12 protein-coding genes are annotated in these 14,750 nt (G+C 63.0%); 11 read left to right on the top strand and 1 reads right to left on the bottom strand.

Features of this window, described 5'->3' with window-relative positions; all coding sequences use genetic code 11:
* The first annotated feature begins 140 nt into the window (after positions 1-140).
* The 3 genes from INT29_RS16655 to INT29_RS16645 are packed head-to-tail and all read left to right on the top strand — an operon-like array spanning position 141 to position 4,228.
* The gene (locus tag INT29_RS16655) at positions 141-986 is read left to right on the top strand and encodes an ABC transporter ATP-binding protein (RefSeq protein ID WP_257929974.1); all 846 of its coding nucleotides are present in this window, start codon (positions 141-143) and stop codon (positions 984-986) included.
* Between the two features lie 50 nt (positions 987-1,036).
* Positions 1,037-2,092, top strand: a complete 1,056-nt coding sequence (locus tag INT29_RS16650) for an iron-siderophore ABC transporter substrate-binding protein (protein ID WP_319020929.1) — start codon at positions 1,037-1,039, stop codon at positions 2,090-2,092.
* Positions 2,093-2,119: 27 nt separating this feature from the next.
* On the top strand, positions 2,120-4,228 hold the full coding sequence (locus INT29_RS16645) for an iron ABC transporter permease (RefSeq protein WP_226830701.1): 2,109 nt from the start codon (positions 2,120-2,122) through the stop codon (positions 4,226-4,228).
* A 40-nt stretch (positions 4,229-4,268) separates the two neighbouring features.
* Here the strand turns inward: INT29_RS16645 and INT29_RS16640 are convergent, their stop codons facing one another.
* A complete protein-coding gene (locus INT29_RS16640) occupies positions 4,269-5,171 on the bottom strand; it encodes a LysR family transcriptional regulator (protein ID WP_101569645.1) in 903 nt (300 codons plus the stop codon).
* A 64-nt stretch (positions 5,172-5,235) separates the two neighbouring features.
* On the opposite strand from INT29_RS16640, the gene INT29_RS16635 reads away from it, so the two are divergent.
* The 8 genes from INT29_RS16635 to nhaC all read left to right on the top strand — a co-directional run bounded on the left by INT29_RS16635 (position 5,236) and on the right by nhaC (position 14,717).
* Positions 5,236-6,756 carry a malate:quinone oxidoreductase gene (locus INT29_RS16635; RefSeq protein ID WP_101569644.1) on the top strand — a complete coding sequence of 507 codons (1,521 nt, stop codon included), beginning with the start codon at positions 5,236-5,238 and terminating at the stop codon, positions 6,754-6,756.
* Positions 6,757-6,868: 112 nt separating this feature from the next.
* Positions 6,869-8,434 (top strand): ABC transporter substrate-binding protein, encoded by a 1,566-nt coding sequence (locus INT29_RS16630; RefSeq protein WP_101569643.1) that lies wholly within the window; start codon positions 6,869-6,871, stop codon positions 8,432-8,434.
* A 2-nt stretch (positions 8,435-8,436) separates the two neighbouring features.
* Positions 8,437-9,537 carry an ABC transporter permease gene (locus INT29_RS16625; protein WP_193072489.1) on the top strand — a complete coding sequence of 367 codons (1,101 nt, stop codon included), beginning with the start codon at positions 8,437-8,439 and terminating at the stop codon, positions 9,535-9,537.
* Entirely contained in the window at positions 9,534-10,475 is a 942-nt protein-coding gene (locus tag INT29_RS16620) for an ABC transporter permease (protein WP_193072488.1), read from the top strand. Before INT29_RS16625 ends, INT29_RS16620 begins: the two co-directional genes overlap by 4 nt.
* On the top strand, positions 10,472-11,263 hold the full coding sequence (locus INT29_RS16615) for an ABC transporter ATP-binding protein (protein WP_101569640.1): 792 nt from the start codon (positions 10,472-10,474) through the stop codon (positions 11,261-11,263). Before INT29_RS16620 ends, INT29_RS16615 begins: the two co-directional genes overlap by 4 nt.
* Positions 11,263-12,081 (top strand): ABC transporter ATP-binding protein, encoded by an 819-nt coding sequence (locus INT29_RS16610; protein ID WP_193072487.1) that lies wholly within the window; start codon positions 11,263-11,265, stop codon positions 12,079-12,081. The genes INT29_RS16615 and INT29_RS16610 overlap by 1 nt, the downstream gene beginning before the upstream one ends.
* Before the next feature lie 36 nt (positions 12,082-12,117).
* Positions 12,118-13,260, top strand: a complete 1,143-nt coding sequence (iadA, locus tag INT29_RS16605) for a beta-aspartyl-peptidase (protein ID WP_193072486.1) — start codon at positions 12,118-12,120, stop codon at positions 13,258-13,260.
* Positions 13,257-14,717, top strand: a complete 1,461-nt coding sequence (nhaC, locus tag INT29_RS16600) for a Na+/H+ antiporter NhaC (RefSeq protein ID WP_193072484.1) — start codon at positions 13,257-13,259, stop codon at positions 14,715-14,717. The genes iadA and nhaC overlap by 4 nt, the downstream gene beginning before the upstream one ends.
* The last annotated feature ends 33 nt before the right edge of the window (positions 14,718-14,750 follow it).

Raw genomic sequence — 14,750 nt, 5'->3', positions numbered from 1 at the left:
ATTCGACACTGACATGGCATGTGAGGCGAGTCATATTCACCGGGAGTGCACCCAGCAAATTTGCCGCATGACGCGGTCGACCCTCGCTCGCAGGCTCGAATTTCAACCCACCCCACCCTTACTTAGGTTAGGCTATGCATGTGAACCGCACAGAGACCTTGAACCGAGCCCAGCTGCAGGCTTCGGGCCTGCACCTGGGCTACAACCATGCGTCGGTCGTCCATGACGTATCCGTCTCGATCGCCCCTGGGAAAGTCACAGCACTCATCGGCCCCAACGGAAGCGGGAAATCGACGGTGCTGCGGTCCCTGGCCCGCCTGCATCCCATCAGCTCGGGCGAGGTCACCATCTCCTCGGCAGGATCGACCACGCCGGCGGCTGCACTGTCGGTCCGCGAATTCGCTCGCACGGTCACCCTGCTCTCCCAATCGCGCCCCCATCCATCGGGGCTGAGCGTGCGCGAGATCGTGGCCTATGGCCGCCACCCGCACCGCCGCCGGTTCGCCTCACTCACCACCAACGACCGGGCCGCCATCGATCAGGCCCTGGAACTGACCGGCACCGATTCGATGGCCGATCGTTCCGTCGATCAGCTCTCCGGAGGCGAGCTCCAACGGGTGTGGCTGGCCACCTGCCTGGCCCAGGAGACCGGCGTCCTGCTCCTCGACGAGCCCACCAACCACCTGGATCTGCGCTACCAGGCGGAGATCCTGGACCTCATGCGCGACCTGGCCGATGATCACGGGACCGCCGTCGGCGTCGTCCTCCACGATCTCAACCATGCCGCTGCCGTCGCCGATGACATCGTCCTGCTCAGCCAGGGCCGGGTCAGGTCCGCCGGCACTTGCGAGGACGTGTTCACCGCCAATGTGCTCACCGAAGTCTATGGTCTTCCGATCACCACCCGCCTCGATGAGGACACCGGAATGGTCCGGATTGAGGCGCTGCCACGTCGGCGTCGTCGGACCCTCGACGCAGCTTCCTGACTTCTTCACTGAAATACCGCCGTTTCACCTCTCAAGAAAGAGACACCTCCGTGAAAATTTCGCCTCAGACACATCTGCGCAAGCCCGTATTCGTCCTCGCGTCCGTCTCGGCTGTCTGCGCCCTCACACTGTCGGCCTGCGGCACGACCTCCACCGATGTTTCGGCCGATGATGGCTCATCCACATCGACATCCGAAGCGTGTGCCGACGACTCAAGCACCACCTCGGCGGACCCTGTCTCCGTCAAGGACGACACTGGCCACCAGATCGATCTCGACAAACCTGCCGCGAAGGTCGTCTCACTCGAGTGGCAGTACACCGAGGATCTGGTTTCACTGTGCATCGACCCGGCTGCCGTGGCCGATGCGAAGGGCTTCACCACCTGGGACACTGCGGAGAAGCTGCCTGAGGGCGTCACCGATGTCGGTACCCGGCAGGAACCCAATGTGGAGTCGATCCTCTCGGCGAACCCCGATCTCGTCATCATCGAGACGACCTCTCGCGATGACAAGATCGTCGGTCAGCTCGAGGACCAGGGCATCCCCGTCATGGCGATGACCGGAGCGAACGGCAAGGATCCCATCGGCTACATGAAGGACACCTTCTCCACCCTCGCCGAGGTGACCGGCCGTGGCGAGCGCGCGAAGACTGTCCTGTCCGACTTCGATGCCAAGGTCGAGGAGTCGAAGAAAGAACTCGCCGACGCTGACCTGCCCACAAAGGACTTCGTCTACTTCGACGGCTGGGTCAACGGCTCCAATGTCGCCCTGCGCCCCTTTGGTCAGGGTTCCCTGTTCGGTGAGCTGGGTGAGGAACTGGGACTGAAGAACGTATGGACCGGTGAGGTCGACCCGGCCTATGGCCTGGGGCAGACCGATATCGAGGGCATCTCGAAGGTCGGTGACGCGAACTTCTTCTACACCGGTACCGACGACCCGGAATCAGAGGACTATGTCGAGCTGCTGAAGAAGAACGACATCTGGTCGAACATTCCTGCTGTCAAGGACAAGCGCACCTACCCATTCCCCTCCGGCATCTGGACCTTCGGCGGGCCCAAGTCCTCTGAACAGGCTCTCGACGCCTACGTCGAGGCGCTGACCAAGTAGTCCATGTCCGCTCACACACCCACGAAAATGCCTGCGAACACCTCGGCGATGTCGACGCCCGACGCTCCGGCACGGAGGTTCGGAGCCATCGGCGCACTTTCCGCCGGCGGCGTCCTGCTCGGACTGGCTGTCGTCCTTGCCCTGATCTCGGCTTGGCACATCACTCAGGGCACCTCGGGGATCGGATTCCGGGATCTGTTCGCTGCGCTGACAGGGGCCTCGGACTCCCCCGCCGAGGTGGGACCGAGTGCCCGTGACATCCTCATCGGGTCACGGCTGCCGCGCGTGGGTGCCGGAATACTCGTGGGCGTCGCCCTCGGCGTGGCAGGTGCACTGTTCCAGTCACTGGCACGCAACCCGCTGGCCTCACCGGACACCCTCGCCGTCACCGGAGGCTCGTACTTCGCCGTCACCGTGGTCACGGCATTCGGGATCTCGATTCCGATGTGGGCCTCCGGTGGTGTCGCCTTCGTCGGTGGCCTGCTCGCTGCCGCCCTCGTTCTCGGCCTCGCCGGAGGCGCAGCGTCCTCGACTACTCGCCTGGTGCTCGCAGGCACTGCGACCGCATTGGCCCTGCAAGCCGGCACCTCGACGCTGCTCATCCTCTTCCAGGAGGAGACGACGAGCCTCTACTCCTGGGGATCGGGTACCCTCAATCAGCTCGATGGGACGGCCGCGATCCGCAGCATCCCTGTCATCGCCGTCATCACCGCCGCCGCCATACTGCTCTCACGCCGCCTCGATCTGCTCAGTCTCGGTGATGATGCCGCCTCGGTTCTCGGCGTGCCGATCCGCTCGACTCGTGCGATCGGGATATTGCTCGCCGTCATCCTCACCGCCACGGCAGTGACCCTGGCCGGGCCGATCGGGTTCGTCGGGCTCTGCGCCCCGGTCATCGCCAGGCTGCTCACGCGCCTCGTTCCAGTGCTCGGCAAGCATGCGGTGATGATTCCGGCCACGGCGCTCATCGGCGCGATCATCGTCATCCTCGCCGACGCCGTGCTGCGCGCCATCGTCGGAGCCACCGAGGCGATCACCCTGCCCTCAGGGGTGACCACTACGGTGCTCGGCGCAATCGTCCTCGTGGTCCTGGCTCGTTCCATGCGCTCCTCGGGACCTGCTCAAGCGACCTCGGCCGCCCGATCGCGGGTGTTCGGCATTCGTCGCGCAGTCGTCATCATCGCCACCGGGGTCGTCGTGCTCATCGCCGTCGCCGTCCTCGCGCTGCTGACCGGTGAACGGTTCTACCTCCTCGGCGACGTCGCGCTGTGGCTCCAGGACCGGGCGGCACCGGTCATCTCCTTTGCGCTCGACTCCCGCGCACCGCGTGTAGCTGCTGCTCTGGCTGCTGGTGCCGCCCTGGGGCTGTCGGGGACGTTCGTCCAGGCCAGCGCCCGCAATCCGTTGGCGGAGCCGGGACTGCTCGGCATCACGGGTGGCGCCGGTCTCGGTGCCGTCATCGTCATCACTCTGATTCCCGGAGCCACCGTCGTCCTCATCTCGAGCGCCGGCGTCATCGGTGCTCTCGTGGCCTTCGCCATCATCTACGGACTCTCCTGGCGCGGTGGGATGAACACCGACCGACTCGTGCTCATCGGCATCGGCATGTGGTTCGGCTTCACCGCCCTGACCACCTTGTTCCTCGTCCGCGCGAATCCCTGGGACACTCCAACGCTCTTCACCTGGCTCTCCGGTTCCACCTATGGCCGGGCCTGGGCGGATGTCGCGCCTGTGGCCCTCGTTCTCCTCGCAGCGATTCCCTTGGCCTTCGTGTGGACCAGGGAGCTGGACTTGCTGGCACTTGACGACGATACGCCGAGGTTGGTCGGGGTTCCGCGTGAACCCGTGCGCCTGGGCGTGCTCGTCACTGCGGCGGTGCTGGCCGCTGTCAGCGTCTCCGCCGTCGGCGTCGTCGGATTCATCGGACTTGTCGCTCCGCATGCGGCCCGTGCCCTCGTCGGCAGCCGGCATGCCCGCGTCGTTCCGACCGCGATGCTCCTGGGTGCGCTCGGACTGGTCGTGGCGGACGCTTTGGGACGGACGGTCATTGCTCCCGCGCAGATTCCTGCCGGACTCATCGTCGCACTCATCGGCGCTCCGTACTTCGTGTACCTATTGGCGCGCTCGCGGGCCTGAGAAGGAGTGCTCCTCACCGCTGGTCAGGCTGCCGCCGAGGTTACGGCATCGCCTCCCACTGCTGGGCTCGCTCGTGGATGAAGTCGCGCAGGCGGCCAACGACGCGACTGGGATGACGGACAGCCGAACACACAGAGACCTCACGGACATAGTCACCGCCACGCAGGACAACCTCGGCGATTCCCTCCATGTGGCGCACATTGCGCGGGATCAGCGCGACACCCATTCCCCGGCTGACGAATTCGCGGATCGTTGAGAACTCCGTGACTTCGGTCTTCACCTGTGGCCCGAACCCGGCATCCGCGCACCACTGGTCGGTGAGGCTGCGCAGATTGTAGGTCGCTGGATTGGCAATGAATTCCTCGTTCGCCAGCTGCGCCACGGTGACACTTCGCCTGCCCGCAAGCCGATGATTAGCAGGTACTGCGGCCACTATCTCTTGAGAAGCGATGACCTCATGCGGCATCTGGAACGGTGTCGGGATGATGATCGCCAGGTCGAGTGCCCCCTTCTGCAGATCCCGGACAAGCTCAGCACCATGTGCCTGCTTGAGATCGAGTCGGATTCCTGGGTGTCGCGAGCTGAAGGCGGCCAGAAGGTCGGGGATCTGGCCCGCACCCATCGTGAGCGGAAACCCGAACCGAATCGTTCCATGATCTGGATCGGCAGCCTCGGCGAGGTCCGCGATCGCGATTCCGATCTCTCGCATCGGCCCCCTAATCGAATCTGCGAGCGCCCTGGCGGCCCCAGTCAGGCTGATCGCCCTTCCATCGGGGACGATGAGGGGCACGCCGAGATGGTCCTCAAGACCGTGAATCCGCCGACTCATCGTCGACTGGGGAATGCCGAGTGCCGTAGCAGCCTCAGTCATATGCCCCTCCTGGTCGACAAGTTCCACCAGAGCGCTCAGCTGCGGGATCTGGCCCGCCACCCATCCATCCATATTCGGATTATATCGATACTATTCCGCATTGGACGGATGATTCGCTGCGGCGCATGGTGAGAGCATGAAGCGAAATACTGCTGCACCCCACACCCTCCCCAACGCAGATGTCGTACTCATCGGAGGCGGCGTCATGTCGGCCACCCTGGGCTCAATGCTCACTGTGCTCGACCCCGAGCTGCGCGTCGTCGTCCTTGAGAAGGCCGACACCATCGCTGGCGAGAGCAGCGACCCCTGGAACAATGCCGGAACCGGACACTCCGGGCTCTGCGAACTCAACTACATGGCAGACCCTTCGAACGGCGCGAAGCCGGCCGCGATCGCCGAGCAGTTCCACCTCAGCCGCCAGTGGTGGTCATACCTGGCTCAGCAGGGCCTCATCGCCGCAGACGACTTCATCCATTCCACGACCCATATGAACCTCGTCTTCGGAGCCGAGGATGTCGCCTATCTGCGTCATCGAGTCGAAACGCTGCGGGAGAATCCGCTGTTTTCGACCATGGAATTCACCGCTGACCCTGAGCAGATCGCGAAGTGGGCGCCGCTGACCATGGACGGGCGAGTCCGCGACGGCGAACCCATCGCCGCATCACGCGATCCGCGTGGCACCGACGTCGACTTCGGAGCACTGACGAAGGCACTGATGTCGATCGTCACCGACGATTCGGCCAATAAGATCCTTGTCGGCCATGAGGTCACCGGGCTGTCCAGCACCGCCGAGGGATGGGAGATCACAGGCAAATCACACCATGGCCGATTTTCACTTCGCGCAGGAACCGTCTTCGTCGGCGCCGGCGGATTCGCCCTGCATCTCCTGCAGAAGAGTCACATCCCGGAGGTGCGGGGCTATGCCGTGCTGCCGGTCGGCGCTTCGTTCTACCGCAGCTCCACTCCCGCTGCAGTCCGGCACCATGAGGCGAAGGTCTACGGTCAGGCCGATGTCGGCGCTCCCCCGATGTCCGTGCCCCATCTCGACAAACGCATCATCGACGGCAAGGAGCATCTGCTGTTCGGCCCCTATGCGACGTTCAGCACCAAGCTGCTCAAACACGGCAAGCTCAGTGACTTCTTCACCACGCTGCGCCTGGATAATCTCCACGTCATCGCCGCCGCGGGCCTGCAGAACCTCGACCTCGTGAAATTCCTCGTCACGGAGCTCGCCGCCGGTCCGAAGAAGAAGTTCGCACAGCTGCGTCGCTACTATCCGAAGGCACGATTCAACGAATGGCAGCTCGTTCCCGCCGGGCAGCGAGCACAGCTGGTGAAACCGGATGCCAAGCACATCGGCGTTCTGCAGCAGGGCACGGAACTCGTCGTCGGTGCCGACGGTTCGATCGCGGGACTCCTCGGCGCCTCTCCTGGAGCCTCGACCGCCGTGCCGATCATGCTCAATCTGCTGCGCTCGGCTTTCCCCACCCGGTGGCATCGCGGATGGAAGGACATCATGAGCCAGGCGATCCCCGACATCGACAGAACAGACTGGGACACCGAGGCTGTAGCGCGCAGTTCCGCCGCCACCGACGCTGCACTCGGGCTCGGCACCTCCGCCCGGCTGAAACCGCAGGTTAAGGCTCCCACCTGGTGAGACATTGGTGGAATGCCACAGCATAGAACACTCAGCGTTGTGGCATGGCAGATTGAACGGAGGCCGATGGGGATTTAGTGTGAGCTACAACACCTAACGTAAGGAAGCTCACATGAAGGTCCGTCTCCCCCGCCGAGCGCTCGCGATCGGTTCCGCCCTGGCTCTCACCTTCGGTCTCGCAGCATGCAGCGGAGGCGACAAAGGAGGAGGCGAGGCCGGCGACACGATCGTCGCCGAAACCGCCTTCAACCTCAAGACGATCGATCCCCACCGACAGTTCGAGTTCACCGGTTCCACGATCGACACCGCGATCTATCAGACGGCGCTGGAGTTCAAAGACGGCGATCTCACCAAGCCGACCGATGGCCTGTGCTCCTTCGAGATGTCCGACGACAACAAGAAGATGACGCTGAAGCTCAAGGAGAAGGACGCGAAGTTCTCCAACGGCGACCCTGTCACCATGGATGACGTCGTCTTCTCCTTCGAACGGCTTAAGGGCATCAAGGGCAATCCCTCGTTCTTCCTCGACGGCGTCACCATCAAGAAAGTCGACGATGAGACCGTCGAGCTGACCAGCAAAAAGCCCAATCCTGCGCTCCCCTACATTCTGCCCAATGCCTCGATCGGCATCGTGAATTCGAAAGTTGTCAAGGAGAATGAAGGCACGACCGATGAGAAGGACGGTGCCGAGGCATTCCTCAACGAGAACTCGCAGGGCTCGGGGCCGTACAAGGTCGACAAATATGATGCCGACAGCCAGGTGGTGCTGACGGCGAACGAGCATTACAACGGCCCGAAGCCGAAGTTCAAGCGCGTCGTGCTGCGCAACGTCTCTGCAGAGACCCAGCTGACCGATATTCAGTCCGGTCAGGCGCAGGTCGCCTATGACCTCAATGCCGACCAGGCGAAGCAGATCGATGACTCCATGGGTGAGATCGCGAGCCTGCCATCGACACGCAGCCTCTACATCTTCAACAACACCGATGAGAAGCTCGGCGGACCGGCCGCCGACCCGAACTTCCGCAAGGCCGTGATGTCCGCCATCGACTACGACAAACTCACCGACCTCGCCGGGGAGGGATCTCAGCGCATGGCCAGCCTCGTCCCCAACGAGTTCATCGGTGCCGTCCCGAAGGATCAGGCGCCAGAGAAGGACCTTGCCAAGACGAAGAAGCTGCTGAAGAAGGCCGGCTACAAGGGTGAGAAGATTCCCTTCCACTACTCGAGTGACCAAGCAGTCAACGGAGTCGATCTGGCTCAGCTGGCAGAGACTCTGCAGGCTCAGCTGAAGGAGGCCGGCATCAATCTCGCGCTGAAACCGGCACCGAGCTCGACACAGCTCGACGGATTCCGCTCGGCCAAACAGCCCATGGGCATCGGCACCTGGGGTGCCGACTACCCGGATCCCACGAACTACAACGTCTTCATCCCCGGCGGCAGTGTCGCCGATCGCGTCAACTGGGACTCCGATCCGAAGCTGAAGAAACTCGCCGCGGAGGCAGAGAAGGCCACAGACAGCGACCGTGACGCCGCCTATGCCAAGCTGTACAAGGCGACCACGGACACGGGTGTCTGGATTCCTCTGGTCCAGCCCGTCAACACCGTGGCAGTGGGATCGAGCATCAACAAGTACGTCTCCAATGCCGACATCTCATTCGACTTCGCGAAAGCCGAGTAAGAATGTCGGTCAGCACTGCCGATAGCTCCACCGCACACCCGCCGAGCTCCGACGAAGCGCAGCGCATCAAACCCCCGCTGCTGCCTCCGCTGCTGCGCTACATCCTCATTCGGATTGGGATCAGCCTGATTCTCATCTGGGGTGTCACCGTCGTGACGTTCCTGCTGACGAACCTGGTTCCCACCGACCCGGTCGCCGCCATCCTCGGCGACCGGGCGGCCGCGGATCCCGCTATCGTCGCGGCTACCCGCGAGCGCCTCGGCCTCGATCAACCCCTGATCGTGCAGTACTTCACATATCTGAGCAATCTGCTTCACGGTGATATGGGTGTCTCGAACCAAACCCGAACACCAGTCCTCCAGTCGATCGGGCAGGTCTTCCCTGCCTCGATCGAACTGGGCATCGGAGCCATCCTCATCTCGGTGATCATCGGCCTGCTGCTGGGTCTGGCCAGCGCGCTCAATCAAAACCGGTTCCTCGATCACGCCATCCGTACGCTGAGCCTCATCGGCATCTCCGCCCCGACCTTCTGGATCGCAGCCGTCGGCTACTACGTCTTCTTCTTCAAACTCCGTGTGGTTCCCGGTGCCGGGCGCCTCGACCCTTGGATTACACCACCTCCTCGGGTCACCGGCCTCTACACCCTCGATTCCCTCCTGGCCGGCCAGATGTCGACGTTCGTCAACGCCTTCGGGCATCTGATCCTGCCCTCATGTGTCCTGGCACTGTTCACGATCGGCCTGCTCACACGGTTCAGCCGCTCCAGTGTCCTCGACATCATCAGGCTCGACTACGTCACAGCGGCTAAGGCCAAAGGCCTGTCTGCGCGCACCGTCATTTTCAAATACATCTTCCGCGGCGCCCTCGTCCCCATCATCACGGTGGTCGGCCTGGCCTTCGGCTCACTGCTCTCCGGTGCGGTGCTCACGGAGACCGTCTTCGCTTGGAATGGTCTGGGTCAATATGCATTCCGCGGTGCTACGACACTCGATCTCCCGGTCATCATGGGCGTGGGCCTCGTCATCGGCATCGTCTACATCATCGTCAATTTCATCGTCGACCTGATCTACAGCTTCGTGGATCCGAGAGTGAGGGTGCGATGAGCATCGGGACTCCCAAACAGCCACCGACGAACACCCATGACACCGGCGCCGAGGTGCTCGATCGCAATCCCGTCGACCTCGGTGTCAAACGGTGGAAGCTGAGATTCCCGAAGGCACTGCGCACGCCCCTGGGCTTCGTCGGCGCCGTCATCCTTGCCCTCTGGCTGATCGTGGCGATCTTCGCCCCTCTCATCGCCCCGTTCAATCCGCTGGCCCAGGATTTCCCCAGGCTCAACGCTCCTGGAAGCGGGAACCTGCTGGGCACCGACACCCTGGGCCGAGACGTGCTCTCCAGACTCGTCGTGTCCGCACGCACCACCCTGCCCGCGGCGGTCTTCGTCGTCATCTGCTCATCACTGCTCGGATCAGTTCTCGGTGCGATCGCCGGCTATTTCGGACGCGCAGTGGACGAGGTCATCATGCGCATAGCCGATCTCGTCTTCGCGTTTCCGACCATCATCCTCGCCATGGTCATCGCAGCAGCGCTGGGACCGGGTCTGAAGAACGCCATCATCGCAATTCTCCTTGTCTCTTGGCCCTCCTATGCCCGTGTCACCAGGTCTCTGGTGATGTCAGCACGCAACAGCGAATACGTCGTCGCCGGCAGACTGCTCGGCTTCAGCGCCGGGAAGTCCCTCATCCGCGAGATAGCGCCGAATGTGCTCTCCCCGGTCGTGGTTCTCGCCACCCTCGATGTGGGTTCGGCGATTCTCACGATGGCCGGACTCTCGTTCCTGTCTCTGGGCGTCGTCCCACCGACTCCGGACTGGGGAGCCATGATCAGCGAAGGAGTCTCGCAGTTCGCCTCATGGTGGATCGCGTTCTTCCCCGGACTGTGCATCCTCACCATCGTCATGGCCTTCAATTTCATCGGTGACAGTCTGCGCGATGCACTTGACCCGCATACGGCACAGGAAGTCGGAGAGACCACCTCATGAGCATGATCAGCATCAGAGACCTCAGCCTGTCGGTGACGACGGGCAAGGACGAGAAGCACATCCTCCGCAACGTCTCCTTCGATCTGGAGGCAGGAAAGATCACCGGAGTCGCCGGTGCCTCCGGCTCGGGCAAAACCCAGACGGGACTGGCGATCATGGGCCTCTCCCCCGCCGGCGCCCAGCTGAGCGGCAGCATCGACTTCGACGGCACCGAGTTGGTGGGTATGCCTGCCAAGGTCCACAACCGGCTGCGCGGGGTGCAGCTGTCGATGGTGTTCCAGGATCCCTCCTCCGCGTTCCATCCCATGCTCACCGTCGGCGATCAGATCACCGATCACCTTCGCCATCATAAGAAGGTCTCGAAGAAGGAAGCCCTGGAACGCGCGGTCCATATCCTCGAACGTACCCGCGTGCCGCACCCTGAGGAGGCGATCGGGAAGTATCCCCACCAATTCTCCGGCGGTCAGCTCCAACGCATCGCCTTCGCCTCGGCGATCATCTGCGACCCGAACGTGCTCATCGCCGATGAACCGACCACCGCCCTCGATGTCACCGTGCAGGCGGGAATCCTGCGGCTGCTGCGTGAACTCTGCGATGACCTCAACTTGGCCGTCCTCCTAGTCACTCACGACTTCGGGGTCCTGTCCTCGGTAGCCGACACGATCGTCGTGATGCAGAACGGACTGGTCGTCGAAACCGGTGATCGCGAACCTGTGATCACAGCACCCCAACACGAGTACACCCGCTCACTCATCGAATCGCTGCCCGGAGCAGAGGTCTCACGCTGATGACAACGACGACAACGACCGAGGGTGCTCCTCGTACGTCCCAGACGCCGCTGCTTGAACTCAACAATGTGTCGTGTGAGTACAAGCTCAATGGCGGTGGCCGGTTCCGTGCCGTCAGTGACGTCTCCCTGCAGCTGCGGCATTCGGAAGTCCTGGGTCTCGTGGGCGAATCCGGTTGCGGCAAGTCCACGCTGGCCAAACTCATCTGCGGACTCGAGAAGACCGCGGGTGGCTCCATCACCTTCGAATCCCACCCGGTGAAACCCCTCGGCCTTGCCCGCCGGCCCAAAAACCTGCTGGGAGTCCAGATGGTCTTCCAGAATCCCTACGCATCATTGAACCCGCGCAGACGCATCCGGGATCAGCTCACCGACGCCCTTGCTCTCGACCCGGAACAGAACTGGAGCGTGGAGTCCCTCCTCGAAGCCGTCGATCTGCCCGTCGATGCTGCGGAGAGGTTCTCGCATTCCTTCTCGGGCGGGCAACGGCAGCGCATCGCCATCGCGCGTGCGCTGGCGGCCGGCCCTAAGGTGCTCGTCGGCGATGAGCCGATCGCCTCTCTGGATGCGTTTCTCCAGGCCAGGATCGCGCGGATGATGAGAGATCTGGCCATTGACTCGGGCGCGTCGATGATCTTCATCAGCCACGACCTCTCGGTCGTGCGTGACATCGCGGACCGTGTGGCTGTCATGGAGGCAGGTAGGATTGTCGAGGTCGGTTCGACAGAACAGATCTGGAATGCCCCTCAGCATCCCTATACGCAGAAGTTGCTCGCTGCCATCCCAAAGGTCGACGGCAAAGGAATCATTCCCGGATAGCCATTGCGAGGAAAGACCCCGAGGAGAAGACGAACCATGGTCACATTGCTGCGCGGCGCCGACATCTGTGCCCCGGAACGACTCGGCAAGCAGGACATCCTCATCGAGGGACGGCAGATCACCTTCATCGGTGACCTCCCCGCCGAGGCCCTCGACGGTCTTCCCCACGCCACCGTCATCGATGCACAGGGACTCACAGCCACTCCAGGCTTCATCGATCCTCATGTCCACATCGCCGGCGGCGGAGGCGAAGGCGGCTACGCCAACCGCACCCCCGAGATCGTGGTCAGCGACATCGTAGGCGCCGGAGTCACCACCGTCATCGGCTGTCTGGGAACCGACGGTGTGACCCGCAGCCACGCCGATCTCCTCGCCAAGGCCAGAGGGCTCGAAGCCGAGGGCATCTCCACCTACATCTATACGGGCAGCTACCAGGTCCCGGCACGGACCCTGACCGGTGCTGTCGTCGATGATGTCGTCCTCATCGACAAGGTCATCGGCGTCGGAGAGGTTGCGATCTCGGACCGGCGTTCGTTCCAACCCACAATCGAGGCTCTGGCCGAGCTCGTCAGCCAGTCTCATGTCGGTGGGCTGCTGTCCGGCAAGGCCGGAATCACCCACTTCCACGTCGGCCCCTACGAGACCCGGCTGGCCCCGCTGCATCGTCTCCTCGACGAATATCCGATCGCACCGCAGGCCATCTACGCCACCCACATCACCCGGTCCCCCGAGCTGCTGGCCGACGCCGTTGATCTGGCCGCCAAAGGCGCCACAGTCGATATGACGGCCTCGTCGACAACGACCAGGTCGCTGACACGCTACATCGACCTCGGCGGTGACCTTGGCCGTCTCACTCTCTCCTCCGATGCCAACGGCAGCCTGCCGGAGTTCGACCCCGATGGACGGCTCATCGGCATGGACGTCGCTAAGCAGACGACCCTGTATGAGCAGGTGTGGGCGTGTGCCGACCTCCCTGGTGTCGACCTGTCTGCGGCCATATCTCTCGTCACGTCCAATACGGCCGATGCGCTCGGCCTCAGCCACAAGGGACGCCTGCGTGTCGGAGCGGATGCCGACATCCTGCTGACCGATGATGACCACACCATCCAGCTTGCCTTTGCCCGGGGACGAGAGGTCGTCCGCGACGGCACACCACAGATCCGAGGAACCTTCGAATGAGCCATGAGCACGACACGACGGCTCTGCCCGATGATGTCGAGGAGAAGCGCCCATCCCTGGGCTGGTCACTGGTGCCCCTGGCGGCGATGCTCGTGCTGCTGGCTGTGGGCTACGGCGTTCTCGGGCTCGCGCCCGAACCGCTGCTGATCCTCTCCGCCATCATCGCCGGCCTGGTGGCTCTGCGGATGGGACTGAGCTGGGAGGAGATGCTCCTTGGCATCAGGGAGAAACTCGACACTGCAATGCCGGCGCTGCTCGTGCTCATCTCCATCGGCATTCTCATCGGCACCTGGATGATCGCCGGCACCATTCCGATGATGATCTACTACGGCCTGGGACTCATCAGCGCACAGTTCATCGTGCTCATCGCCTTCGTCATCTCTGCGATCGTCTCGGTCATCACCGGCACCTCGTGGGGATCGGCAGGAACAGTGGGCGTCGCCCTCATGGGAATCGCCGCGGGCTTGGACGCACCGCTGGCGGCCACCGCCGGAGCGATCGTCGCCGGTGCGTACTTCGGTGACAAACTCTCGCCGCTCTCGGATACGACCAACCTGGCTCCGATCGCTGCCGGCACCACCTTGTGGGAGCACATTCGGCACATGCTCTACACTACGATCCCGGCCACAGTCGTGGCCCTGGCGCTGTACCTGATCGTCGGCATCAACCAGCAGTCCGGCGGGACCGATTCGGATCAGATCAGTGCCGTCACCGGAACCTTGGACAGTCTCTTCTCCTTCAACGTCCTCCTGCTCCTGCCGATGCTCATCGTCCTCGGCGGAGCGATTCTCAAACTGCCCACTCTTCCCACGATCATCGGTTCCTCACTGGTTGCCGGCATCCTCGCCGCAATCTTCCAGAAGGTCAACATCGAATCGATCTTCGCCTCCACCGTCGACGGGTTCACCCCGGACATGCTCGAAGTCGGGCCCTCGACCCTGAAGAATCTGGACCCGCAGGTCGTCGAGTTGGTGACCCAGGGCGGAATGGCATCGATGACCAGTGTCATCCTCATCGCATTCAGCGCTTTCGCCTTCGCCGGCATCATGTCCAAGTCCGGTGCTCTCGAGACCATCATCCGGTCCCTGCTGACGTTCGTGAAGCGCACAGGTGACCTCGTCCTCTCCACGGTGCTCTCATGCATCACGATGGCCATCGTGACCGGCAATTCCTACCTGTCGATCATCGTCCCGGGCGAACTGTTCAAGAAGGCCTACGCTGATCGGGGCCTGGATGCCAAGAACCTCTCACGCACACTCGAAGACTCCGGCACGGTCGTCGTTCCACTCGTTCCCTGGTCCTCGGCAGGCGTCTACATGGCCGGCGTACTGGGCGTCTCCGTCCTCGACTACGCCCCGTGGGCAGTGTTCTGCTACGTCGGCTTCGCCTTTGCCATCATCCTCGGATACACCGGATTCGGCATCGCCAAACGTGTCGCGACCTCTGACGCTGATTGAGCGTGCTGCGACCTCTGACGCCGCTCCTCTCCT

The sequence above is a fragment of the Brevibacterium sp. FME37 genome (assembly GCF_014897485.1).
In the GTDB taxonomy this organism is placed as follows: Bacteria; Actinomycetota; Actinomycetes; order Actinomycetales; family Brevibacteriaceae; genus Brevibacterium.
Note: the sequence above shows the minus strand (reverse complement) of the source record. Positions and strands in the feature narration are given on the sequence as shown.